This is a genomic window from Streptosporangium sp. NPDC000095, from assembly GCF_042899335.1.
In the GTDB taxonomy this organism is placed as follows: domain Bacteria; phylum Actinomycetota; class Actinomycetes; order Streptosporangiales; family Streptosporangiaceae; genus Streptosporangium.
In genome coordinates this window covers 216232-240142 of the sequence record NZ_JBIAZS010000007.1, presented here as the reverse complement: position 1 = coordinate 240142, position 23911 = coordinate 216232, and the positions used below count along the sequence as shown (strand labels likewise).

Below are 23911 nucleotides of genomic sequence, written 5' to 3'. Positions count from 1 at the left end.
CCCGCCTGCCCTCGGTGTCCGCGGCGAAACCTACCTGCGGTAGAACGCCTCGGCGTCGTCGACGTCGACGATGCGCGCGCCCAGCGGCAGCAGGGAGACCGGGATCAGCTTCAGGTTGGCCAGGCCCATCGGGATGCCGATGATCGACAGGAAGAGCGGGATCGAGGTCAGCAGGTGCCCGATCGCGAGCCAGACGCCGGCCACGACGAACCAGATCACGTTCCCGATGGTCGACAGCGCGCCCGCGTCGGGGTCGCGCACCACGGTCCTGCCGAAGGGCCACAGCGCGTAGGCGGCGATCCGGAACGACGCGATGCCGAACGGGATCGTGATGATCAGGACACAGCACACGATTCCCGCGAGTACGTAGCCGATCGCCAGCCAGATCCCCGCGAAGACCAACCAAATGACGTTCAACAGTGTCCGCATATTTACGAGCATGTCAGGTGAAAGGGCGCCTGCTCCATCCGGCGTCTCCCTGGAACGCCCCTGATCCGGACCCCGACCCGAATGGGGCGCCCGTTTCGCCGCGACGCTCCGCTGAAGTCCCTGTCGATCGCGGCTCAGGTCCGGGGGGAGCCGAGTGATGCCCCGGCCGGAAAGGGCGGAGAATGGAGCCATGATCTGCGAGGACTGCAAAGAGCGGCGGCACGACGAGTGCCGGGGAGGCTCGTGGTGCGACTGCCAGCACCAGCCTGTCCACGAGCCTCGGGAGTCGGCACTCGACTGGCCCCGCCAGGGCTGATCCGAACCCCCGGCCCCGCCACGCCCGTCGAGACCCTGCCGCCCGGCGGGTGGCAAGGTCTAGACGGGCGGCTGCCCCCGCTCCCCGCGCGACTCCCGATACCACGTTCGCGTCCAGATGGTGGACCCCACATTGGACATCCACCGTGCCCAAGGTATCGTCGTAGACATGCCAGCGGACCCCTTGCTCGTCGTGCGACGCCACGTCGACCTCCTGCGTGTCCGCAGCGCCATCTGTTGTGACGTCCGTTAACAGTCGCCCCCTGCTGATTTCACCCAGCTCGGCCGCGTAACAGGCGTCCTCCTCTGAGTAATCGACCCCCGCACTCGACGATGAGGCGGGAGGTGCCGCCTGTGCGCGTCCGGAAATCATTCCATCGAGCCACAAAAGGACGCGCGCATGACGACCCCAGCCCGGTCGGCGAACCGACATCACAAGCGCCCGCGCGGCGAAGGTCAGTGGGCTCTCGGTTACCGCGAGCCGCTGAACAAGAACGAGGAGAACAAGAAGAACGACGACGGGCTCAACGTCCGTCAGCGGATCATCGACGTCTACTCCAAGCGCGGCTTCGACTCCATCGACCCCTCCGACCTGCGCGGCCGGATGCGCTGGTTCGGGCTCTACACCCAGCGCAAGCCCGGGATCGACGGCGGCAAGACCGCGATCCTGGAGCCGGAGGAGCTCGACGACCGCTACTTCATGCTCCGGGTCAGGATCGACGGCGGCCGGCTCAACCTGGCCCAGCTGCGCGTCATCGCCGACATCTCCAACCTCTACGGCAGGGGCACCGCCGACGTCACCGACCGGCAGAACATCCAGCTGCACTGGATCGAGATCGAGGCCGTTCCCGACATCTGGGAGCGTCTGGAGTCGGTGGGCCTGTCCACCACGGAGGCCTGTGGCGACACCCCGCGCGTCATCCTGGGCTGCCCGCTGGCCGGGATCGACACCGACGAGGTCATCGACGGTTCCGCGCAGATCCAGGAGATCCACGACACCTACATCGGCGACCCCGCCTACTCCAACCTGCCGCGCAAGTTCAAGTCCGCGGTGAGCGGGTGCCCGGCGCACTGCACCGTGCACGAGATCAACGACGTGGCGTTCGTGGGTGTGGTGAACGAGAACGGCGAGCGCGGCTTCGACCTGTGGGTGGGCGGCGGCCTGTCCACCAACCCGATGCTGGGCAAGCGGCTGGGCGTCTTCCTCACCCCGGACCAGGTCGCCCCCGCCTACGGTGGCGTGATCGGCATCTTCCGCGACTACGGCTACCGCCGCCTGCGCCACCGGGCCAGGATCAAGTTCCTGATCAACGACTGGGGCCCGGAGAAGTTCCGCGACGTCCTGGAGAAGGAATACCTGGGATACGTCCTGCCCGACGGCCCCGCGCCCGAGCAGCCGCGCGGCGGCCGCCGGGACCACGTGGGCGTCTTCCCGCAGAAGGACGGCAACTTCTACGTCGGCTTCGCCCCGAAGGTCGGCCGCCTCGACGGCGACAAGCTGAACCTCATCGCCGACATCGCCGAGCGGCACGGTTCCGACCGGGTGCACACCACGGTCGAGCAGAAGATGGTCATCCTCGACGTGGCGCCCGACAGGGTCGACAGCCTCGTCGCCGAGCTGGAGGCGGGCGACCTGCAGGTCAACCCCTCCACCTTCCGCCGCCAGACCATGGCGTGCACCGGGATCGAGTTCTGCAAGCTCGCCATCGTCGAGACCAAGGTCACCGCGGCCAGCCTGATCGACGAGCTGGAGCAGCGGCTGCCCGACTTCAAGAGCCCGCTCACCATCAACGTCAACGGCTGCCCCAACTCCTGCGCCCGCATCCAGGTCGCCGACATCGGCCTCAAGGGCCAGCTCGTCGTGAACGACAAGGGTGAGCAGGTCGAGGGCTTCCAGATCCACCTGGGCGGCTCGCTGGGCGTCAACCCCGGCTTCGGCCGCAAGGTCCGCGGCCTGAAGGCCACCTCCGAGGAGCTTCCCGACTACGTGGAGCGCGTGCTCCGCAACTTCGAGAAGCAGAAGGACGAGAACGAGACCTTCTCCGACTGGGTGCAGCGCGCCGACGACGCGGACCTGAAGTGAACGGCCGACACGCCGTCCTTTCGGTAACGGGCGGGACGAGGAGGAGCGGATGAGCGAGCGAGCCGTTCCCTTCCACTGCCCGTACTGCGGTGAGGAAGACCTGGAGCCCTACGAGGGCGACGGCGGCTGGTACTGCCGGTCGTGCGTGCGCGCCTTCAAGCTGAAGTTTCTCGGAATCGGGGTGCGCTCGTGACGCACGGCGAATCCGACGCGGCGAACGTGCCGGCCGCGCCGACCTCTCCGACCGGAGAGGTCACCGCGACCGGCACGGCCCGCACGGTGAGTTCCGGCACGACGACGAGCGCGACGGCCCGCGAGGCACGACCTGCCCGCGCGGCGAACGAGGATTGGATGAGCGAGCGATGACACTGGTGGACATCGAAGTCGGGTTACGTCAGCAGCGCGGGACCCTCGACCTGCAGGAGATCGTCGAGTCGGCCGCGCGGTTCCTTGAGGACGCCTCGGCCCTTGAGATCATCCGCTGGGCGGCGGCGACCTTCGGCGACCGGCTCTGCCTGACCGCCTCCATGAGCGACGCCCTGCTGATCGACCTGGTCAGCCGGGTCAAGCCCGGCGTGGACGTGCTGTTCATCGACACCGGATACCACTTCGCCGAGACGATCGGCACCCGTGACGCCGTCCGGCAGGTCTACGACGTGAACGTGATCGACGTGAAGCCGTCCCGTACGGTGGCGGAGCAGGAGCGCGACCTGGGTCCGCGCCTGTTCGGGCGCAACCCCGACCTGTGCTGCTACCTGCGCAAGGTCGAGCCGCTGAATCGCGCCCTGGAGCCGTATCTCGCCTGGGTCTCCGGCATCCGCCGCGACGAGGCCGTCACCCGCGCCGGCGTCAAGGTCGTCGAGTGGGACGCCAAGCGTCAGATGGTCAAGATCAACCCGATCGCCCGGTGGACACAGGACGACGTCGACAACTACATGGCCGACAACGGGGTGCTGATCAACCCGCTGCACTACGACGACTACCCCTCGATCGGCTGCGCCCCCTGCACCCGCCAGGTCGCCCCGGGAGAGGACCCGCGCAGCGGTCGCTGGGCGGGCATGGGCAAGACCGAGTGCGGGCTCCACGTATGACCTGGCGTGCCACCGGCGCCGCTCTCGGGACACCGCTGGTCGCGGTGGCGCACGGGTCCCGTGACCCGCGCGCTGCCGCGACGGTGGAGGCCCTGCTCGACCTGGTACGGGACGCGCGGCCCGAGCTCCTCGTACGCACCGCCTACCTCGACCACGCCTCCCCGACGCTTCCCATGGCGCTGTCGGGGCTCACCGAGGCGGCGGTGCTGCCGCTGCTGCTCACCGAGGCCTACCACAGCCGGGTCGACATCCCCGGCGCGCTGGCCGAGGCGACGGCGCGCAGGCCCCTGCTGCGCGTGCACGCGGGCGCCACGCTCGGCCCGCACCCGCTGCTCGTCGCCGCGCTGGAGCGGCGCCTGGCCGAGGCCGGTGTGGAGCCCGGGGAGCCCGGCACCGCCGTGGTGCTGGTCTCGGCCGGTTCCAGCGACCGGCGGGCCAACGCGACGGTCGCCGGGATCGCCGGAGACTGGGCGAGGCTGCGCGGCTGGCGGTCGGTGACCGCGGCCTACGCCTCGGCCGCCGGTCCCACCCCCGAGGAGGCCGTGCTGCGCCTGCGGCGCTCGGGCGCCTCGCGGATCGTGGTCGCCCCCTACCTGCTCGCCCCCGGCCACTTCGCCGACAGGATCCGCCGCGAGACCCTGGCGGCGGGCGCCGACGCCGTCGCCGACGTGCTGGGCGCCGCCCCCGAGGTCGCCGCGGTGCTGCTCGAACGCTACGAACTCGCCACCCACCGACACCCGGCCCTCGCCACCGCCTGAGCCCCTGGGAGACGACTCGCCTCCCCCTGGGCCGCCCTCAGAGGTCGGGAAGCCGGGGTGGCGCCGGGGGCCAGGGGGGCCTCGGACGCTCCTCGTTGGAGGGGTGGATCTGGTGGGGGCCGGGCCCTGCTCTGTGGTGGCCGTACTCGCCGGTGAGTTCGGCGCGCATCTCCTCCCACTGCTTGCGCCAGGCCGCCATCGCCTTCTTGAGGGGCTTGGCCTTGGAGTCCCCGACCACCTTGACGCTTCCCATGAGGGCGTAGGCCGCGACCCGGACGAGCGGCGCGTTCGTGCCCGGGGGTGCCTCGATGACCTGGACCTTCTTGTCCCCCATGATGGCGATGCCGTCGATCTCGACGTCCACCCCGTCCGGGACAATGATCTTCACGTCACCCATGATCGCGGTGGCCATGATGTCGACCACCCCCGTGCGCACCTCCGCCTGGCGCAGGTCGAGCAGCACGTCGCCCATCACGGCGACGGCGCCGAGTGGCTTGTCGATCCGCCAGGTGCCGCGCCGCTTGGAGCTGCTCATCACCGCCACGAACCAGCGCCGCACCGAGCCGCCCTCCCCCGACGAGGGCTGAGGATAGGCGGGTGCGGGCACCGGGCGACCGCCGGGCAGGTCGGAGGTGATCACCGCCAGCTCGGCCTGGGTGACGGCGGTGTAGGCCGCCTCGGTACGCTCGGTCAGCTCCCCGAGGGTGAGACGGCCCTCGACGGAGGCGACCCGCAACCACTCGACGGCGGCTTCCCGCTCCGCGTCCGAGACCCGCATTTCCCCGGGATTATTCATAACTCACAACATATCGCGAGTTGCTACGGCGTGCGGATCCCCCCGAGGGAGGAAACTCGCTAATCAGATCGGATGACGCCTCCCCACCAGGGCCGCGGGACCGGCGTACGGCCGCGCCGGGGAGGCACGCCATATGATCCGGAGGCATGTACCGAGAACTCCTGGACGCGGTGGCGGCCAACGACGCCGAGCGGGCCGAGCGGCTGCTGCGGAACGGCACGAGCGCCGACCCCGACGGCACGGAAGAGCCCACCGCCCTTTACCTGGCATCGAACCAGGGCCGCGTGGACATCGTGCGCGCGCTGCTGGCCCACGGAGCCGACCCCAACCGGATCAGTGGCGGCGAGGACGAGGGACTGCCCCTGTGCGTGGCCTCCTCCTGGGACCATGTCGAGGTCCTGCGGGCGCTGCTCGCCGCCGGTGCCGACGTGTCCGGGCGGGAGGCCGGCGGATGGACCGCTCTGCTCTGGGCGGCCGCCAACGGGCGGGCGGACGCGGTCGGCGCGCTGCTCGCCGCGGGAGCGAACCCCGAGGACGCCAACGAGGGCGGCGACACCCCGCTCACCCTGGCCACCCGGCGCGGCGCCCTGGGCGTCGTACAGACGCTGCTGCAGGCCGGCGCCGAGGCCGACCTGCCCGACGGCGACGGCGACACGCCGCTGTCCATCGCCTACGACTGGCTGGGCACCCAGCTGGAGAGCGCGCTTCTCGAGCAACTCACCGAGCAGGCCCCCGAGGGCTCGCAGTTCGTCGTGGGCCGCAGCAGGGCGAAGGACGGCACCGACCTGGTGACCGTCGCGGCGGTGGGACCCGACGGGACCCGCGTCGCCGAACTCACCTGCCAGCGCGGGCACGCGGCCGTCGCCACCCTGCTGGAGGACGCCACGGGCGAGCGGCTGCCGTTCGACGAGCTGGTCGAGCGGGCGATGCCCTACCGGGACATCGACGAGGAGGCCGAGACCTGGTGGACCGTGGCGAGCTCGCTGAGCAGGCGCGACGACGGTGAGACCTTCGACGCGGCGGCGCGGCTGTGCTCGAACGAGGATCCGCGCAAGCGGGAGTTCGCCGTCGACGTGCTCGCCCAGCTCGGCTTCACCGAGAACGAGAAGCCGTTCCTGGAGGAGTCGCTGCCGATCCTGCGACGGATGGCGGCCACCGAGGGCGACGAGCGGGTGCTGCGCTCGGTGCTCGGCGCGCTCGGTCACCACGCCGACCCGCGCGCCCTGCCCGAGGTGCTGGAGATCGTCACCGCCGACGGCTGGACCCGCACCCAGGCCGATCCCGCCGCGCTCGCCGCCGTCCTGCCCCCGGGTCACGCCGAAGGGCTCGCGCTGCTCATCTCCATGACCGAGGACCCCGACGCCGAGGTGCGCGACTGGGCCACCATGGGCCTGGCAGGCCTGACGGAGGACCCCAAGGACAGCGAGCGGATCCGCGACGCGCTCGCCGCCAGGCTCGACGACGAGGACCTGAACACGGTCGCCGAGGCCACGCGCGGCCTCGCCACCCGGGGGGACGCGCGAGCCCAGCGAGGCGCGGAGCGCGTGCTCGCGGAGAGCGACGAGGACGACGACTACGTCCGCGACCTGGTCAAGAATCCCTGACGCGCGGGCGGGGGCCTCACCCGGCGGTCCGCGCCCGCTCTCGCCTCGTCCCGGCGTCGTCGGGACGAGCGCGGATCCTCCCGCGTGGCCGACAGTGGTCCGTACGCGTATCCGCGCGGTCCGCGCCGTACGCGTACGGCGGGGTGAACTTCCGGAAGCCGGTGTCCAACAGCGGACGTAAATCGGATATAGCGCCCAATAAAGGGCAACTTTCCCCCGGCAGGATGTTGAGATAGGCGCAGAACCCGGCGACGAGCCGAATGAGTTACCGGAGGCCGCACGTGACCCATGACGTCTTCAACCAGGCTCACCCGCTCACCGGACACGACGTGTCCGCCGACGCCGCCCTGATGGACGGCGTGGAACGCGAGGGGGCGGGATGGGCCACCGGGGAACTGCGCCGGCTCGGTCTTCTCGCCGGTTCGGAACAGGCCCAGGAGTGGGGAAGGCTCGCGAACGAGCACCCGCCCGTCCTACGCACCCACGACCGCTACGGGAGGCGGATCGACGAGGTGGAGTTCCATCCCGCCTGGCACGAGCTGATGACCGTCGCCGTCGACAACGGCATGCACGCCACCCCGTGGGCGAGCGCCAGGCCGGGCGCGCACGTGGCCCGCGCCGCCAAGTTCTACGTCTGGAGCCAGGTCGAGGCCGGACACGGCTGCCCGATCTCGATGACCTACGCCTCGATCGCCGCGCTGCGGCACAGCCCGGCGCTCGCCGCCGACTGGGAGCCCCTGCTGGCCTCGCGGAGCTACGACTTCGGGCTGCGTCCGCCGCTCGGCAAGCGCGGTGTGCTCGCGGGAATGGCGATGACCGAGAAGCAGGGCGGCTCCGACGTTCGCGCGGGCACCACCCGCGCCGAACCGCTGGGCGACGGGAGCTACGCCCTGACCGGGCACAAGTGGTTCAACTCCGCCCCGATGTGCGACGTGTTCCTCGTCCTCGCCCAGGCCCCCGGCGGACTGTCGTGCTTCCTGCTCCCCCGCGTCCTTCCCGACGGCACCCGCAACGCCGTCCACCTGATGCGGTTGAAGGACAAGCTGGGCAACAGGTCCAACGCCAGCGCCGAGGTGGAGTACCACGGCGCGACGGCCCATCTGGTGGGCGAGGAGGGACGGGGGGTGCGGACCATCCTGGAGATGGTCAACATGACCCGGCTGGACTGCGTGATCGGCTCGGCGGCCGGCATGCGGTACGGCGTCACGCAGGCCGTCCACCACACCCGGCACCGCGGGGCGTTCGGCAGGAAGCTCGCCGACCAGCCGCTGATGCGCAACGTCCTGGCCGAGCTCGCCCTGGAGTCGGAGGCGGCGACCGTCCTGATGACGCGGCTGGCCGGAGCCACCGACCGGGCCATCGCCGGCGACCAGGCCGAGGCCGCGCTGCGCCGCACCGCGCTGGCCGTGAGCAAGTACTGGATCTGCAAGCGCGCTCCGGCGCACGCGGCGGAGGCGCTGGAGTGCCTGGGAGGAAACGGCTACATCGAGGAGTCGCAGATGCCCAGGCTGTTTCGTGAATCGCCGCTGAACGGCATCTGGGAGGGATCGGGGAACGTCGCGGCGCTCGACGTGCTGCGCGCCCTGGGCCGCGAGCCCGAGGCGCGGGAGGTGTTCTTCGCCGAGGTCGCGCTCGCCGCCGGCGCCGACCGGCACCTGGACGCCGCCGCCGACCGCCTGCGCAAGTCTCTGGACGACACAGGCGACTTCGAGGTCCGCGCCCGGCGCGTCGCCGAGGACATGGCGCTGGTGCTGCAGGGCTCCCTGCTCGTGCGGCTCGCCCCCGCGGCCGTCGCCGACGCCTTCTGCGTCTCCCGCCTGGCCGGGGACACCGGCCGCGCCTTCGGCACCCTGCCCGCCGGTCTGGATCTGGACGTCCTCCTCGACCGCGCCTCCTTCTGACCTCCGGTGCCCGGCTGTGTCCGGGGCGCCCCGGACACAGCCGGGCACCGGCGCCGAGTAGGGTCGGTCATGGCCAACGGTTCATGATCGAAAGGATAATCGCCATGGCGACGACACGTACCGCGACGACCCAGTGGAAGGGCGCGCTGCTCGACGGTTCCGGCAGCGTCTCCCTCGACTCCTCCGGGGTGGGCACGTTCGACGTGTCCTGGCCCTCGCGCGCCGAGCAGGCCAATGGCAAGACCTCTCCCGAGGAGCTCATCGCGGCCGCCCACTCCTCGTGCTTCTCGATGGCCCTCTCCCACGGGCTGGCCCAGGCGGGCACCCCGCCCCAGACCGTGGAGACGAAGGCCGACGTGACCTTCCAGCCGGGTGAGGGCATCACCGGGATCGTCATCTCGGTCCGCGCCCAGGTTCCCGGCCTCACGGCCGAGCAGTTCCAGGAGGCGGCCGAGACGGCCAAGGCCAACTGCCCGGTGAGCAAGGCCCTCTCGGGCACGACGATCAGTCTCAACGCCGAACTGCTGAGCTGATCACGGCCGTACGCGCACGCCGCCGATCGGGGCCGTAGGCGCGCGATCGGGCTGACCGGGGACCGAACCGCTCCGGCCGGGCACTCACCCGGCCGGGTCTCCTTCAGCGGGCAACCGCCTCGAACTGGTCACCCTGGGTGGTCGGCGGCGGGCCGAGCACGACATCTTCGCGGCCACGCGTGTCCTCGCCGGACACGCGTGGTCACAGCGCATGCACGGAAACGGTAGGTACGGAAAGCACGCCAAACCCCGGATACGAAACTCCTCAATACCACCTTAAAGTGACAGAGGCGAGAACACCCTGCACAGGGGAGCCTTACCAGAGGAGAATAGGGTCACATGCGCGCAGTCTGGCCGGGAGAGTCTTATCCGCTCGGCGCCACCTGGGATGGCGTGGGTGCCAACTTCTCACTGTTCTCCGAGGTAGCGGAGCGTGTCGAGCTCTGCCTTTTCGGAGACGACGACCGCGAGGAGCGCGTCGAGCTGACCGAGGTCGACGGATTCGTCTGGCACGGCTACGTCCCGGGGATCATGCCGGGGCAACGGTACGGCTACCGGGTCCACGGCCCCTACAACCCCGACCAGGGGCACCGGTGCAACCCTTCCAAACTGCTCCTCGATCCCTACGCCAAGGCCGTCGAGGGCGACGTGAAGTGGAACGAGGCGATGTTCTCGTACCAGTTCACCGATCCGGGAAACCGCAACGACGAGGACACCGCCCCCTTCATGCCGAAGAACGTGGTGATCAACCCGTTCTTCGAGTGGGGCAACGACAGGTCGCCCCGGACCCCGTACCACCAGACCGTGATCTACGAGGCGCACGTGCGCGGGCTCACGATGCGCCACCCCGCGGTGCCCGAGGAGCAGCGCGGCACCTACGCGGGACTGGCCCACCCGGCGGTCATCGACCATCTGCTGAGCCTGGGCGTCACCGCGGTGGAGCTGATGCCGGTGCACCAGTACGTCCCCGAGCACGCGATGGTCGCCAGAGGGCTGACCAACTACTGGGGTTACAACACGATCGCCTACCTGGCCCCGCACGCCGCCTACTCCGGCTCGGGCCAGCGCGGTGAGCAGGTGCTGGAGTTCAAGGCGATGGTGCGGGCGCTGCACGAGGCGGGCATCGAGGTCATCCTCGACGTGGTCTACAACCACACCGCCGAGGGTGATCACATGGGTCCCACGCTGGGCTTCCGCGGCATCGACAACCGGTCGTACTACCGCCTGCACGACGGCGACCGGCGCTACTACCTCGACTACACCGGCTGTGGGAACTCCCTCAACGTTCGCTCTCCGCACGCCCTCCAGCTGATCATGGACTCGCTGCGCTACTGGGTGCTGGAGATGCACGTGGACGGCTTCCGGTTCGACCTGGCCTCCGCCCTCGCCCGCGAACTGCACGACGTCGACCGGCTGAGCGCCTTCTTCGACCTGATCCAGCAGGATCCGGTGATCTCCCAGGTGAAGCTGATCGCCGAACCGTGGGACGTGGGGCCGGGCGGTTACCAGGTGGGCAACTTCCCGCCGCTGTGGATGGAGTGGAACGGCAAGTACCGCGACAGCGTGCGCGACTTCTGGCGCGGGAGCGGGTCCGCGCTGCCCGAGTTCGCCTCCCGGCTGACCGGGTCCGCCGACCTCTACGCCATCTCGGGGCGCCGCCCGGTGGCCTCCATCAACTTCGTCACCTGCCACGACGGGTTCACCCTGACCGACCTGGTCTCCTACGACCACAAGCACAACGAGGCCAACCTGGAGAACAACCGCGACGGCACCGACGACAACCGGTCGTGGAACTGCGGGGCCGAGGGCCCGGTGGAGGACCCGGAGATCGTGAACCTGCGCCGGCGCCAGCGCCGTAACTTCCTGGTCACCCTGTTCGTCTCCCAGGGCGTGCCGATGCTGCCGGCCGGCGACGAGTTCGGCAGGACCCAGCACGGCAACAACAACGCCTACTGCCAGGACAACGAGGTCTCCTGGATCGACTGGTCGCTGGCCGGAAGCGAGGGAGACCTCCTCGACTTCGTCAGGAGCCTGTCCAAACTGCGGCGAGAGCATCCCGTCTTCCAGCGGCGGCGTTTCTTCCATGGCCACAAGGCCGACGACGGGACCCGCGACATCGTCTGGCTCACTCCGGCCGGGGTGGAGATGTCGGCCGGTGACTGGCACACCGGTTACGCCAAGTCGCTCACCGTCTTTCTGAACGGCGACGCCATCACCGAACCGGGCACGCGAGGCGAGCGGATCGTGGACGACTCGTTCCTGCTCCTGATCAACGCCCACCACGAGAACATGGCCTTCAGCCTCCCCGAGGCGAAGTACGGCAAGCGATGGCAGCACGTGCTGGACACCGCGGACGACGGTCCTGAGACGTTCCCCTTCTCCGAGGGGTCCTGGCCGGCCGAGGCCTCGGTGGAGGTGACCGGGCGCTCGGTGCGGATCCTGCGCTGCGCGCGCCTGTAGGGATCCCGTACGCCCCTCGGGCGACGAACAGGAGAGACGGCTCTCAGACGCCGGACGCCCCCGACATCGGACTCTCAACCCCCTGAACCCTCAAGCGCCGGACTCTCAGGCACCGGACGCGACCGCGGCGGTGAGCAGGACGAGCACGAACGTCACCACTCCCACGGCGCCGTGCAGCAGGACGGCGACCATGGGGAAGCGCTGCTCGGCGCCGCGGGCGTGGCGGCCGGCGCCCAGCCAGCGGGTGAACATGGTGAAGCCCAGCAGCGCGGAGGCCGAAAGCACGCCGAACGACAGCCAGGCGAAGAGCGGGTCCAAGGTGACCACGTGGACGACCCAGCAGGCCAGGGCGGAGATCGCCAGGACCGGATGAGCGAAGATCAATAACGTCGGAAAGCGAGTCACCTTGGTCGCCTGCTGACGTAGCCCTCCCCCGGAGAGCCACAGGTACAGCAGGTAGATCCCGGCCATCGCGGTGATCAACCATGTCACGATCGTGACAAGCCCCACACGACCCTCCCGTCTCTTCAAGGATGAATCATGTATCGGGAGTCATCCGAAGTCACTACAAGCCACCCCAACCGTTATCGACCATTCCGGGAAAGTTCACAGCTCGCCTCCGTGCGAAGGTAGGGCCATGCGCCTCATCCATCCCGAGACCTCCGCCGAGGTCGATCTCGCGCGGGTCTACGCCTATCCGGACGACCCGTGCCTCAGGATCAACATGGTCGCCAGCGCCGACGGCGGGACCTGGCTGAAGGGTTTGTCCGGCGAACTGTCCGGCAGGGGCGACCGCCAGGTCTTCTGGGTGCTGCGCGGGCTGGCCGACGTCGTCGTGGCCGGGGCGGCGACCGTACGGGCCGAGGGGTACGGCCCGGTACGGGCCAGGCCGTCGTGGCGCGGGCTGCGCGAGGGACGCCCCGCCGTCCCGCCGGTGGCGGTGATCACCCGCGGGCTCGATCTCGACCTGTCGGGCCCGCTGTTCACCGACGCGGCCCCCGAGGCGCGAACGATCGTCGTCACCTGTGAGGCGGCCCCCAGGGAACGCCGCGAGGAGGCCGCCAGGAACGCCGACGTGATCGTGGCCGGAGGCGAGCGGGTGGATCCGGCGCTGGCGGTGAGGGAACTCGCCGAACGCGGCCTGGGCCGGATGCTGTGCGAAGGCGGCCCGAAGGTGAACGCCCAGTTCGCCGCCGCGGACCTGGTCGACGAACTCTGTCTCACGGTGAGCCCGATACTGATCGGCGGAGACGCCGCCAGGGTCCTCGACGGCCCGTCCTCGCTCGCTCGCCTGCGCCTCGCCCACGTCCTGGAGGACGAGGGGTTCCTCTTCACCCGCTACGTCCGGCGACGTGACGAGGAGACCGAGACCGTCTGAGACCCGATCCCCACCGCGCCGAGGGCTCAGGGATGTCGAGGATACAGAGGACGCCGAGGACGCCGAGGACGCCGAGGACGCTGGGGGCACCGAGGACTCAAGGGGTCCCGTGACCTCGCCGAGGATTCCGCGAGGCCGGACCGGCATTCGCCTGGACTTCCCCGCACAGAAACGATATATCTCGAATATGCCACGAACCCCTTCCTCCGACGACGACCTGCGCGCCTCGCTCGAGGCCCGCAGGCATCTGGGGCCGGAATACGAAGACTCCCTCGTCGAGGGCTTCCTGGAGAAGATGGACCAGGAGATCGACAAACGGGTGGACGACCGGCTCGCCCAGGCGCGCAGGGAGAGCCCCGGGGTCCGCCCGTCCCTGGACGCCGGACAGCGGCTCGCCCTGGCGATCATCTCCCTCGGGCTCGGGGTGCCGGGGACGGTCGCGGTGTCCTACACCGGCCTGAGCGAATCAGTCCTCATGTTCATCCTGGCGCTCATGTGGGTCGGGATCATCGGCGTGAACGTGACGTTCGCCGCCGCCCGGCGACGCCGAGGCTGACCCTCGCCCCCGTTCCGGCCGCGCTCCCGCTTCCGGCCGCGCTCCCGCCGCTTTCCCGCGCCCGGCGTGTCGAGCCCGCTCGACCGCGCCGGACTTTTTGATCTTTGTCACAAAGATCGAGAGATACCTGTGATGTTGTTGATTCTCCTGATTTACTCCTCGTTCATAGACAGGAAACCAGGAGTCGCGCCACGGGGGTGCGGCACGCGTGACATCCAGGAGGCCGACGCACAGTGGTCGACGTCAACACAGAGGCCCTCAAGGCCGCCACCCAGAACCTGATCAGGGTCTTCCGGCCGATCGCGGAGCAGGTCAGCACCCTGGCCGAGAACACACGGCTCAGCGCCTACCAGTGGGGCGCCATCGGCGCGGTCACGGTGGCCAACAACTACACACCGTCCCGTGAGTACCAGGCCAAGCAGGCCGCCGACTTCGTCAAATGCCTCGACGGCATCAACGCGGGACTGCTCAGCGTGGTGCACCACTACCGGGAGGCCGAACTGGCGACCGCCATTCGCGCACAGGACACGCTGAAGACGGCCGACCTCCAGGGCAAGATCGCGCTGGACGTGGCCGACCTCGAAAGGGCGACGAAGGGCAAGGCCCTGGGGCCCACCGACTGAACAGGAAGGAGGCCCCATGGCGGGCGAAGAGGCTTTCACCGGCGCCATAGCCGGGGTCGCCACCATCGGCGGGATGAAGCTCCTGGGCACCTACGGCCCCGCGTGGGCCGCCACCCTGGCGAAGATCCAGCTGGCCGGGACACTGGCCAAGCCCGCGGCGGGCGCGGCGGCCGTATGGCTGCTCGCCCAGCCGGGGGACGACCAGGCGATCACCGAGGCGTTCAACGACTGGCGTACGGTCAACCTGAAACTCCTGCACCTGCGGACGAGGGAGTGGGACAACGAGGTCAAGGCGGTTCAGGCCGCCTGGCCCGAGGGCGAGGACCGCAAGGCCTTCGACAGGTTCATGGCGATCGTCTTCCAGGAGGTCCAGCAACTGGAGACGGCCGCGTCGCAGATGGCCACCGCGGTGCAGGGCGCCCAGTCGGAGATCCATAAGATCGTCAACAACGCCGGAACGATCGTCGACAGCCTCCTGGGCATCATCATCGCCTCGGAGATCGTCGAGCTGATCGGCAAGCAGATGATGGCCTCGGCCGTGCCGCCGGTCGCCGCGCAGGGCGCCACGTTGGTGGCGATAGCCAAGGCCACTCAGGAGTCGTCCGGGCTCCTGCTGATGGGCACGACGGTCAACGCGGTCGTCGGCGCGACGGCGGCCGTCATCTTCAGCCTGGGCAACCTGACGGCACTGATGGGCGCGGACAACCAGTTCCCCCTGCCGCAGGCCAACCTCGACAGTGACGGCACGGACGGCAGGACGGACTTCGACGACATCGTGCGCAAGAGCGCGACCAGATCGCCGGGGGAAGGCTGGTCCTACACCTGATCGCGCACGCGGGGCGGGGCATGACGTGTCCCCGCCCCGCGTCGTGTGCGACCGCGTCGGATCTCGTACCCGGCGCGCGCGCCGACACGGACGCGACCCGGCGCCAGAGCCCTCGTCGCGCGTCGCGTGCACGTCGGCGTCACCGTGGTCCCGGTGCGGGAGCCGCCTCAGACCTGGTACTTGTCGCGCATCTCCCGCAGGTTCCGCAGCGCCTCGGCGACCCGTGGGTCCGTGGAGAGGCCCCCTTCCGGGTCCAGGGTGGGCATCCGTCCCTGCAGCGCCTCACTGAACCCCGTCATGCCGCCGAGCAGGGGCGCCAGCACCTCGTCCATCCGGGCGGCCGCCATCTTCGAGGCCTCCCCCACGGCCTCCATGATCGCCTCTCCCAGCGCCTCCGAGCCCAGTCTCATCGCCCTGGGATTGATGTCGACGCCCAGCAGTGCCCCGCCGGGAGCGACCTCCACCTTCACCAGCCCGTCGGCCGCCTCGCCGTGGGCCCGCATCTCGGTCAGCTCCTCACGCATCCGCTCGTAGCGCGCCGAGAGCTTGTCGAACCCCTCCGCCAGCTGGTCCACCTCAGGATTACCCGTCCGCCCGAAGCGGCCGTCAGCCGTGGTCATCCGAATCCTCCAGGAAACGAGTCAAGATCAAAAATGCCATACGCACTCTAATGCCCCATATAGCGATAACGCGGGTAAACAGCCACCATCCACCTCGAGGAAGTCGCCCGACGACGAGCCCGAACAGGCTCGGCGCTCTCCAGGGGCGCCGTTCAGGCGCGCGCGGCCGACCAGCCGATGTGGGGTGCCACGCGGGCGAGCAGGCCCGGCAGCGCGGGGTGAAGGCCGGTCGGCAGTTCGTCCTCGCCGAACCAGGTCAGGTTCCCGATGCGGTCCGGCTCCGACGGCGTGACCTCGCGCGGGTCGACCAGAACCGCGAACTGGACGGACACCCAGTGGGTCGGCACGCCTGGCGAGGTCCGCCTCACGTTGGCCACCCCCACCTGGACCAGTTCCAGGGCGGTGGCGCCGAACTCCTCCCCCACCTCGCGCCGCACACACTCCTCGAAGTCCTCGCCGAAACCGAGTTCGCCCGCCCCGGAGTCCCACACCTCGCGGCTGTCTCTCGCCTTGGGGCCGCGCAGGTGAAGAAGGACGCGGCCCTCGCCGTCGTGGCAGACGAAGCTGCAGCTGACCCCGATGTGGGAGCGGCCCGCCGGGCGGGGGTCGACGGGTGCCGTGCTGTTGTCGCGGTCGCTCAAGGGAGTCCGTCCTGGGCAGGGGAGGCGCGGGCGGTCACCCGCCGGTCAGGGACAACCGTAGGTCAACCGGCACCCGGAGCACACCGCGAGACCGGGAGTCACCGGGTCCCCCTCGGAAGCGCACCCGAAGGCGGCGGGCCGGGAACGACGGACGAAACGGGTGGTCCGCCCCGGAGCCGCCACGGCGGCGGGACCGGGCACTCGACGGGACGGACCAGCATGATCATCTGTCGTACCCACCGACGTCCGGACGCTGGCGCGCCGCCCGGACGGTGGCATCATGGCCGATCCGCAGAGCGTGGAACGGCCGGCAGATGATCTCCCCCCTCAGCGGGAAGGTGAAACACCCTCCACATACCTAAAGACGCCAAAACGGCCATAAAAGGATGCTTCGCCCTTCAAGATTTTTCCGGGCGCGCACAACACGCTGGCGGCCTCCCGGACACCCCCCTCCGATCGCCCCCGTCCCCGGATCTCCTCCCTCCGCCCACCCCGGATACCGCATAGGCTGGTGGAATGGACAAGGTGGTAAAGAGCGACGCCGAGTGGCGCGTCCAGCTCTCTCCCGAGGAGTTCCGCGTGCTCCGCCAGGCGGGGACCGAGCGCGCCTTCACCGGGGAGTACGTCGACACCAAGACGGTGGGTGTCTACAGCTGCCGCGCCTGCGGCGCCGAACTGTTCAGGTCCGATACCAAATTCGACAGCCACTGCGGCTGGCCGAGCTTCTACGAGCCGTCGAAGTCCGAGGCGGTGACCCTGATCGAGGACCGCTCGATGGGCATGACCCGCGTCGAGGTCAGGTGCGCGACCTGCGACTCGCATCTGGGCCACGTGTTCCACGGCGAGGGTTACGGCACCCCCACCGACGACCGATACTGCATCAACTCCGTCTCGCTGAGGCTGGAGCCCGTCGAGTAAGCTACCGGCTCACACCCGTGAAGGCCTCGTCGGAGCGCACCTCCGGTGGGGCCTTCAACGCGTTCGGACAGTCATGTCGCTCCGCCCGGAAGGTTAACGAGCCGCCAGGAGGGGCAGAGCCAGACGACCCACGGTATTCACGGTTTCGCTTAGTGTGATCGTCTAAGGAGTCCTCGTGCATCTCCGCCACAAATGGGAGATCATCGAGACCATCGGCCGGGTGGTCACCCAGCGCTGCTCGATCTGCGGCAAAACCCGGGTCCGGGTGGCCCCGGTGGCGCGCCGCGTCGACTATCGCGGACTCGGATAGGTGAGGCGGCAGTCGGGGTCGTCGGGGCCGAGGACGTTGGCCAGGACCGGGTTGCCGTTCTCCCCGAACTCGGCCTGGACGAAGACCACGGGGCTGGGCACGCCGAGCTCTCCGACGAGATAGTCGACCCCCGCCTCACAGAGCTTGATCGCCTGCTTCGAGTTGCTCGCGCTCTCCGGCAGGTCCGTGTATATCCGCAGATAGCCGCCGACCATGCGGATGTCCTTGACCCGCTTGGTCGCCTTACGGCTCTCGAAGTAGGCCACCGCCTTCTTGTCGGTGTGCTTGGACGGCCCCGAGGCCTCGGTCTCCCTGTCTTTCTGGCGCTTCTTCTCGGCCTTGGACCGTTTCGCGGCCTCCTCCTCGCTCTTCGCCCCCTTCCCGTCCACCTCGGCGGCCACCACCGCGCCCGACACGGGGGACTGCGGCGGTGCGGCGGCGCGGGGAACGGCGCTCGGCACCGGCGCCGGGGTCATCCCGCCCGCCGAGGCCTGATCACCGGAAAACCACCCGCTCACCGCAAGGGCCCCCACGGCGAAGGCGGTGACGGCCACCGAGACCTCGAGAACGGGTGAGCGAGACTTCTTTCTCCGGCGCCCCCGAGCACGTCGCCTGGATCGTGCCAGATCTTCGCCCCTTTTCACCTTCGGCCTCACATAGACGGGTGATTTTCCCCGAGTATGACAAAGCCAAGGGACGGTAAAGAGACCTTCAGCGGATTATTTTCCGCCGGTCCGTCACAGGAGACACTTCCCTCACCTCACGAAACTCCCGAACCTCACGGGTTTCGAGAGGTTCACGGAGTGTGCCCGGCCGCGCCTCCCCTTCGCCGCCGGGCCGAAGCCCCGCGGCGAAGGAACGCGCGGAGGCTACGGCAGCGCCGCGATCAGCTCGCTCGGCGGCTTGCGGACCCCCGTGTAGAAGGGCGTCTCCTCGCGGGTGTGCCGCCGGGCCTCGGCGCCTCGCAGGACGCGCATCAGGTCGACGATGCGGTGCAACTCGTCGGCCTCGAAGGCCAGCATCCACTCGTAGTCGTTCAGCGAGAAGCAGGCGACGGTGTTGGCCCGCACGTCGGGGTAGTCGCGGGCCATCCTGCCGTGCTCGGCGAGCATCCGGCGGCGGTCGGCGTCGTCCAGGAGATACCACTCCAGGGAACGCACGAACGGGTAGACGCTCACGTACGCCCGCGGCTCCTCCTCGGCCAGGAAGGCCGGGATGTGTGACTTGTTGAACTCGGCCGGTCGGTGCAGCGCCATGGCCGACCAGACCGGCTCGGCCAGCTGTCCCAGGCCGGTGCGGCGGAAGCGCGAGTAGGTCTCCTGCAGGTCCTCCGCCGTCGGGGCGTGCCACCAGAACATGAAGTCGGCGTCGGCGCGGAAACCCGACACGTCGTACAGACCGCGGGTGACCACGTCCTTGCGGCCCATCTGGGCCATAAGCTCCTCGACCTCGGCGGCCATGCCCTCCCGGTGGCCCGGACAGCGCTCCTTCATCCTGAAGACCGACCACATCGTGTAGCGGATCACCTGGTTCAGGTCGCGCGCCTTGGGGCGCGGGTTGGCGTCCGTCATCGTCACCCCTTTGTCAACGAATCGGTACTGTCCCGCCATTCTCTCGCGGGATCGAGGTGGTCGAGAATCCGGGCCGCCGCGGTACGGGCAGTGGCGACGCAGGCAGGAATGCCGAGACCGTCGTAGGCGGCACCGCACAGGGCCAGGCCGGGCTGGTCGGCCGCGGCCGACCGGATGCGGGCCACCCGGTCGAGGTGGCCCACCTCGTACTGCGGCAGAGACCCTCCCCACCGGGTCACCCGCGAGTCGCGGGGCAGCCCGCGCACGCCCATCACCTCGACCATCTCGGCGATCGCCAATGCGACCAGCTCCGCGTCGTCGCGCTGCAGCACGCCCTCCTCGCCGATCCTGCCGATCGAGCAGCGCAGCAGGACCAGGCCGGGATCGTTCTCGGCCAGGTGCGGCCACTTGACCGAGCTGAACGTGGCGGCCTTGATCGGCCGCCCGTCGACGGCCGGGACCAGGTAGCCGCTGCCGGTCGGCGGGGCGGGGAACGCCTCGCGCGGGTAGGCGAGGGTGACGATGGCCATGCTGGCGTACTCGATCCTGGCCAGCTCCGCGGCGGCCCGGGGCACCTCCCCGGCGAGCAGACGGCTCGCCGCGGGGGCGGGAACGGCGATGATCACCGCGTCGGCCTCGACGGTCTCCGGAGCGGGGACGGGTCCAGTGACCAGCAGCCAGCCGTCCTCGGTCCGACGCAGCTCCCTGACCGTGACGCCGGTCCTGATCTCGGCCCCCGAGGCGGCGGCGACGACCTCGGGCAGGCTGCCCATCCCTCGCCTCAGGGTGGTGAAGACGGGGCCGGCGTCCTTGGGGGTGTCGGCGACGATCTCCCTGGTCGCGGCGAGCAGCGACCGCTCCGACCTGGCCGCGATCGCGATCCTCGGCATGGTCGCGTCCAGCGACAGCCGCTCGGCCCTGCCCGCGTAGACGCCGCCGAGCAACGGTTCGACGAGCCGGTCGACCACCTCCTCGCCCATCCTGGCCCGGATGTAGGCCGCCACCGACACGTCGGTGGTGACGCGCGTGGCCGGAAGGATGTGGTCCAGGGGCACCCGGGCCAGGCCCGCCGGGCTCAGCACGCCCGACCTGGCCAGCGCGAGGACGTCGGAGGGAACGCCCATGACGTGTCCCTCCGGCATGGGCCGCAGCGACCCCCTGGTCAGGATGCCCGCCTTGACGGTGCCGGGAGACATCAGCTCGTCGCCCAGCCCGGCCAGCCTGGCCAGCTCCTTGCCCTCGGGCCGCCGGGCGAGCATCGCCTCGGCACCCGCGTCCATCATGACTCCCGCCACCTCGGTGGCGTGCAGCTTGCCGCCGATCCGCGAGGCGCCGTCGAGAACGGTCACCCTGAGGTGCTCGCCGCGCCCTCGCAGGTGCCACGCGGCGGCCAGCCCGGCGATCCCGCCGCCGACGACCACCACATGCCTCCGCTTGCCTTCCATGACTCCCGACCGTATCGCCCCCTCCCCGCGCCCGCGTATCCCGCTCACGCCCCCGGTACCTCCGTGACCCGGCGGCGTGAAGAACGTGACGCCATCGTGACTGCCCGCGTCGAACCGCCTCACCGCGCCGGGCGTCAGGAGGTTCATGAGATCAGTGAGCAGAATCCGGTGTGGTCCGCGCCTGGCCGCTCCCCTGGTGGCCCTGGCGCTGTTGGTGTCCGCCTGCGGAGGAGGGGGCGGGTCGCAGAGCGCGTCCGACGCCGCGGCACCCGCCGCCGGCTCCGGTGCTCGGGGGGACGTCCAGGTCGGCGAGGCGGCCCCGCAGGACGCCTCGGGCAGGGACACAGCCCCGAAGAACGAGGCACAGAAGACCGCCCAGGTGAAGGTGGTCCCACAGGACAGGGCGATCATCTACACGGCGGAGATGACGGTCAGGGCCAAGGACGTCACCGCCGCCGCCGAGCGGGCACGGCAGATCGTCACCGCCGCGGGCGGCTACCTGGCCATGGAGAGGTCGGACGCCCACTCCGGCGGCGAGGGCTCCGCGACGCTGGTCTTCAAGATCCCGCCGGGGAACTATCCCGGCGCGCTCGACCGGCTGGGCAAGGATCTGGGCACCCGCGAGTCGCTGCAGCAGAACACCGAGGACGTCACCGAGCAGGTGGCCGACGTGGAGAGCCGGCTGAAGTCGGCGAAGGCCGCGCTCGACTCGCTGCGCACACTGCTGAAGCGGGCCAACACCATCGGCGAGGTGCTCGAGGTGGAGCGGGAGGTCTCCAACCGCGAGAGCGAGCTGGAGTCCCTGCAGGCGAGGCAGAAGACCCTCGCCTCACAGACGAGCGTGGCGACGCTGACGCTGAACCTGGTCGGCCCCGCGACGGTGGTTCCGCAGGAGGAGGACGAGCCGTCCGGTTTCCTCGGCGGCCTGCGGACGGGGTGGAGCGCCTTCGTCACCGCCGTCAAGGTCGGCCTGACGCTCCTGGGCGTACTGCTCCCCTGGCTCGTCCTCATCGGCCTGGTCTGGCTCGCGGTGGCCCTCCTGCGCCGCGGACGGCGCTCAGGACGTGGCGACAGGCCACTCGGCCCCGCGCCCGAGGACCCCGAGCCGGATCGCTACGACGAGGCGGAGGACGGCGAGGACGCGAAGGAGAGCGAGGGCGGAGGACCGGTTCCCATGAGCCCGGGGCGGGGAGGCGCCCCCGGGTGAACGCCCGAGGCGTGATCACTCCGGGTGCGGCGCGGAGCACCTCCGAGGCGCCCTCGGGTAAACTCCCGGGGCGCGCGGGCCGGGCGTCCGACCGCCCGCGATGGAGCGGCTCCGGCTGGGGAGCCGGGTCCGGTCAGCGGGCCGAGGTCTCGTGGACGAAGTCGGTGAGGCGGGCCAGCTGGTCGGGGTCGGTGCCGGGCAGCACTCCGTGGCCCAGGTTGAACACGTGGCCCTCGGTCTCGGCCGCGCGGGCGAGGATCTCGCCCGCGCGGCGCTCGACGACCTTCCAGGGGGCGAGCAGGATCGCCGGATCCAGATTGCCCTGCAGCGCCTTGCCGGGGCCGACCCGCGAGGCGGCCTCGTCGAGCGGGACCCGCCAGTCGACGCCCACGACGTCGGCCCCCGCCTGACCGAGCAGGCCGAGCAGCTCGCCGGTGCCGACACCGAAGTGGATGCGCGGGACGTCCAGGTCCGCCAGGCCCGCGAAGATCCGGCTGGTGTAGGGGAGGACGAACTCGCGGTAGTCGTCGGGTGACACCGCGCCGACCCAGGAGTCGAAGAGCTGGACGGCGGAGGCCCCGGCGGCGAGCTGCACGCGCAGGAAGCCCAGGGTGATCTGGGTCAGCCGGTCCATGAGGGCGTGCCACAGCTCCGGCTCGCCGTACATCATGGCCTTGGTGTGGTCGTGGTTCTTGGAGGGGCCGCCTTCGATGAGATAGGAGGCCAGCGTGAACGGCGCTCCCGCGAACCCGATGAGGGGGGTCGCGCCCAGCTCCTTCGTCAGCGCCTGGACGGCCTCGGTGACGTAGGAGACGTCGTCCGGCTCGATCGGCCGCAGCGCCTTGGCCGCCTCGGCGTCCCTGATCGGCGCGGCCACCACCGGTCCGACGCCCGGCTTGATGTCGAGGTCGACGCCGATCGCCTTGAGCGGGACCACGATGTCGCTGAAGAGGATGGCCGCGTCCACGCCGTAGCGGCGGACCGGCTGCATCGTGATCTCCACGACCAGCTCGGGGGTGGCGCAGGCCGTGAGCATCGGCACTCCCTCGCGAAGCGCCCGGTATTCGGGCAGCGAGCGACCGGCCTGGCGCATGAACCACACTGGCGTGTGAGGAACGGGCCGGCGGCGGCAGGCACGCAGGAAAGCGGAGTCGACGAGCTCGGAAGTCACCCCACCAGGGTGCCATGCCGACAGACCGCTCGGCTCACCAAGGCCCTCGACCGATGAGTTCAATACGAAATCACCGACTATTCAATGAGATCGCACGTCACACCCCACAGACACTGTCAAGCGATGACAACGATCGCGCTTTACCGGTTTTGAGAGCTTCGTCCACTGAAATCCGATGTTGGCACGCGGCAGATGACAACGGGCGGAGCGAGGCGATCATGTTTCCGGGTACAGTTCCTCTCATCGGCGATCCTGGCCCGGCCCTCGGCTGGTCCAAATGTTCGCCAAGTCACCGCGCGGCATCGATTCCCGCACCACTTTGGGGACACGCCGAGCACGCTGCGCGGAAATGTCGGCGCGACGTGCCAACGTCGGACCACGACCCGACGAAAGGCCCGTGCGATGTCCACCATGTGGAGTTCACCCGAACGTCGCGGTGAGCACCGTGCCTCCTGCGCCCGCGGGCGGGGTCCCCACCAACGGTCCCATCCCCGCGGCCACGACCGGGGCGAGCGTCACGAATGGGCCGACACGGAACGGGTCCGCGCCGGGCGCGGTCACGAGCTCCTCCCGGAAGTTCCCGTCGGCGGGCTCACCCTCGCCCCTCGCAGGCCGTCGGCAGCGGCTTGATCGGTTCCAATGGCTCCTATACGCACCCCAGTGGTCCCCATGCGA

The 23911-nt window shown here is 70.0% G+C and carries 26 protein-coding genes; 17 read left to right on the top strand and 9 right to left on the bottom strand.

Annotation, left to right across the window (positions count from 1 at the left end):
* Positions 1-30 precede the first annotated feature (30 nt).
* On the bottom strand, positions 31-429 hold the full coding sequence (locus tag ACFY3V_RS18275) for a YccF domain-containing protein (protein ID WP_350946724.1): 399 nt from the start codon (positions 427-429) through the stop codon (positions 31-33).
* A 433-nt stretch (positions 430-862) separates the two neighbouring features.
* Between ACFY3V_RS18275 and ACFY3V_RS18270 the strand changes: the two genes are divergently transcribed.
* From ACFY3V_RS18270 to ACFY3V_RS18245, 6 genes are all read left to right on the top strand, one after another.
* A complete protein-coding gene (locus ACFY3V_RS18270; protein WP_389774564.1) occupies positions 863-997 on the top strand; it encodes a putative leader peptide in 135 nt (44 codons plus the stop codon).
* A gap of 147 nt (positions 998-1144) precedes the next feature.
* A complete protein-coding gene (locus ACFY3V_RS18265) occupies positions 1145-2827 on the top strand; it encodes a nitrite/sulfite reductase (protein ID WP_389774561.1) in 1683 nt (560 codons plus the stop codon).
* Positions 2828-2876: 49 nt separating this feature from the next.
* Complete coding sequence (locus ACFY3V_RS18260) at positions 2877-3020, top strand: hypothetical protein (RefSeq protein WP_012893136.1); 144 nt, start codon at positions 2877-2879, stop codon at positions 3018-3020.
* Positions 3017-3193 carry a hypothetical protein gene (locus ACFY3V_RS18255; protein ID WP_362900185.1) on the top strand — a complete coding sequence of 59 codons (177 nt, stop codon included), beginning with the start codon at positions 3017-3019 and terminating at the stop codon, positions 3191-3193. Before ACFY3V_RS18260 ends, ACFY3V_RS18255 begins: the two co-directional genes overlap by 4 nt.
* The gene (locus tag ACFY3V_RS18250) at positions 3190-3918 is read left to right on the top strand and encodes a phosphoadenylyl-sulfate reductase (protein ID WP_350946719.1); all 729 of its coding nucleotides are present in this window, start codon (positions 3190-3192) and stop codon (positions 3916-3918) included. Before ACFY3V_RS18255 ends, ACFY3V_RS18250 begins: the two co-directional genes overlap by 4 nt.
* Positions 3915-4676 carry a sirohydrochlorin chelatase gene (locus ACFY3V_RS18245; RefSeq protein ID WP_362900187.1) on the top strand — a complete coding sequence of 254 codons (762 nt, stop codon included), beginning with the start codon at positions 3915-3917 and terminating at the stop codon, positions 4674-4676. Before ACFY3V_RS18250 ends, ACFY3V_RS18245 begins: the two co-directional genes overlap by 4 nt.
* A 37-nt stretch (positions 4677-4713) precedes the next feature.
* Here the strand turns inward: ACFY3V_RS18245 and ACFY3V_RS18240 are convergent, their stop codons facing one another.
* Positions 4714-5454, bottom strand: a complete 741-nt coding sequence (locus ACFY3V_RS18240; protein ID WP_362900189.1) for a DUF1707 domain-containing protein — start codon at positions 5452-5454, stop codon at positions 4714-4716.
* Positions 5455-5618: 164 nt separating this feature from the next.
* On the opposite strand from ACFY3V_RS18240, the gene ACFY3V_RS18235 reads away from it, so the two are divergent.
* The 4 genes from ACFY3V_RS18235 (at position 5619) to glgX (ending at position 11970) form a co-directional block, all read left to right on the top strand.
* A complete protein-coding gene (locus tag ACFY3V_RS18235; protein WP_389774555.1) occupies positions 5619-7076 on the top strand; it encodes an ankyrin repeat domain-containing protein in 1458 nt (485 codons plus the stop codon).
* A gap of 281 nt (positions 7077-7357) precedes the next feature.
* Positions 7358-8977 (top strand): isovaleryl-CoA dehydrogenase, encoded by a 1620-nt coding sequence (locus ACFY3V_RS18230; RefSeq protein WP_389774552.1) that lies wholly within the window; start codon positions 7358-7360, stop codon positions 8975-8977.
* A gap of 104 nt (positions 8978-9081) precedes the next feature.
* The gene (locus ACFY3V_RS18225) at positions 9082-9510 is read left to right on the top strand and encodes an OsmC family protein (RefSeq protein WP_329083919.1); all 429 of its coding nucleotides are present in this window, start codon (positions 9082-9084) and stop codon (positions 9508-9510) included.
* 339 nt (positions 9511-9849) lie between these two features.
* Positions 9850-11970, top strand: coding sequence for a glycogen debranching protein GlgX (gene glgX / locus ACFY3V_RS18220; protein ID WP_362900193.1), 2121 nt, complete (start codon positions 9850-9852; stop codon positions 11968-11970).
* A 105-nt stretch (positions 11971-12075) separates the two neighbouring features.
* Here the strand turns inward: glgX and ACFY3V_RS18215 are convergent, their stop codons facing one another.
* Positions 12076-12462, bottom strand: coding sequence for a hypothetical protein (locus ACFY3V_RS18215; protein WP_362900195.1), 387 nt, complete (start codon positions 12460-12462; stop codon positions 12076-12078).
* A 145-nt stretch (positions 12463-12607) separates the two neighbouring features.
* Between ACFY3V_RS18215 and ACFY3V_RS18210 the strand changes: the two genes are divergently transcribed.
* The 4 genes from ACFY3V_RS18210 (at position 12608) to ACFY3V_RS18195 (ending at position 15353) form a co-directional block, all read left to right on the top strand.
* Positions 12608-13348 carry a pyrimidine reductase family protein gene (locus ACFY3V_RS18210; protein WP_362900197.1) on the top strand — a complete coding sequence of 247 codons (741 nt, stop codon included), beginning with the start codon at positions 12608-12610 and terminating at the stop codon, positions 13346-13348.
* Between the two features lie 187 nt (positions 13349-13535).
* Positions 13536-13904, top strand: a complete 369-nt coding sequence (locus ACFY3V_RS18205) for a hypothetical protein (RefSeq protein ID WP_362900199.1) — start codon at positions 13536-13538, stop codon at positions 13902-13904.
* 233 nt (positions 13905-14137) lie between these two features.
* Positions 14138-14527: a hypothetical protein gene (locus ACFY3V_RS18200; RefSeq protein WP_350946708.1), complete on the top strand. Its 390-nt coding sequence runs from the start codon at positions 14138-14140 to the stop codon at positions 14525-14527.
* A 16-nt stretch (positions 14528-14543) separates the two neighbouring features.
* Positions 14544-15353 carry a hypothetical protein gene (locus ACFY3V_RS18195; protein ID WP_389774546.1) on the top strand — a complete coding sequence of 270 codons (810 nt, stop codon included), beginning with the start codon at positions 14544-14546 and terminating at the stop codon, positions 15351-15353.
* 167 nt (positions 15354-15520) lie between these two features.
* Here ACFY3V_RS18195 and ACFY3V_RS18190 read toward each other — a convergent pair whose 3' ends face one another.
* A complete protein-coding gene (locus tag ACFY3V_RS18190; protein ID WP_389774543.1) occupies positions 15521-15973 on the bottom strand; it encodes a YbaB/EbfC family nucleoid-associated protein in 453 nt (150 codons plus the stop codon).
* Between the two features lie 152 nt (positions 15974-16125).
* Positions 16126-16614 (bottom strand): NUDIX domain-containing protein, encoded by a 489-nt coding sequence (locus ACFY3V_RS18185; protein WP_362900205.1) that lies wholly within the window; start codon positions 16612-16614, stop codon positions 16126-16128.
* Positions 16615-17130: 516 nt separating this feature from the next.
* Here ACFY3V_RS18185 and msrB point away from each other — a divergent pair.
* Both msrB and ACFY3V_RS18175 read left to right on the top strand, forming a co-directional pair.
* Complete coding sequence (gene msrB, locus ACFY3V_RS18180) at positions 17131-17532, top strand: peptide-methionine (R)-S-oxide reductase MsrB (protein WP_350946704.1); 402 nt, start codon at positions 17131-17133, stop codon at positions 17530-17532.
* Positions 17533-17707: 175 nt separating this feature from the next.
* A complete protein-coding gene (locus tag ACFY3V_RS18175) occupies positions 17708-17842 on the top strand; it encodes a hypothetical protein (RefSeq protein ID WP_350946703.1) in 135 nt (44 codons plus the stop codon).
* Here the strand turns inward: ACFY3V_RS18175 and ACFY3V_RS18170 are convergent.
* The 3 genes from ACFY3V_RS18170 to hemG all read right to left on the bottom strand — a co-directional run bounded on the left by ACFY3V_RS18170 (position 17824) and on the right by hemG (position 20858).
* Complete coding sequence (locus tag ACFY3V_RS18170) at positions 17824-18360, bottom strand: hypothetical protein (protein ID WP_362900208.1); 537 nt, start codon at positions 18358-18360, stop codon at positions 17824-17826. The genes ACFY3V_RS18175 and ACFY3V_RS18170 overlap by 19 nt on opposite strands.
* A gap of 351 nt (positions 18361-18711) precedes the next feature.
* Complete coding sequence (gene hemQ / locus ACFY3V_RS18165) at positions 18712-19413, bottom strand: hydrogen peroxide-dependent heme synthase (protein ID WP_350946701.1); 702 nt, start codon at positions 19411-19413, stop codon at positions 18712-18714.
* A 2-nt stretch (positions 19414-19415) separates the two neighbouring features.
* Positions 19416-20858, bottom strand: a complete 1443-nt coding sequence (gene hemG / locus ACFY3V_RS18160; RefSeq protein ID WP_362900210.1) for a protoporphyrinogen oxidase — start codon at positions 20856-20858, stop codon at positions 19416-19418.
* A gap of 154 nt (positions 20859-21012) precedes the next feature.
* Between hemG and ACFY3V_RS18155 the strand changes: the two genes are divergently transcribed.
* Positions 21013-22065, top strand: a complete 1053-nt coding sequence (locus tag ACFY3V_RS18155) for a DUF4349 domain-containing protein (protein ID WP_362900212.1) — start codon at positions 21013-21015, stop codon at positions 22063-22065.
* Between the two features lie 133 nt (positions 22066-22198).
* On the opposite strand, the gene hemE is transcribed toward ACFY3V_RS18155, so the two are convergent.
* On the bottom strand, positions 22199-23236 hold the full coding sequence (hemE, locus tag ACFY3V_RS18150) for a uroporphyrinogen decarboxylase (RefSeq protein WP_362900214.1): 1038 nt from the start codon (positions 23234-23236) through the stop codon (positions 22199-22201).
* Between the last annotated feature and the right edge of the window lie 675 nt (positions 23237-23911).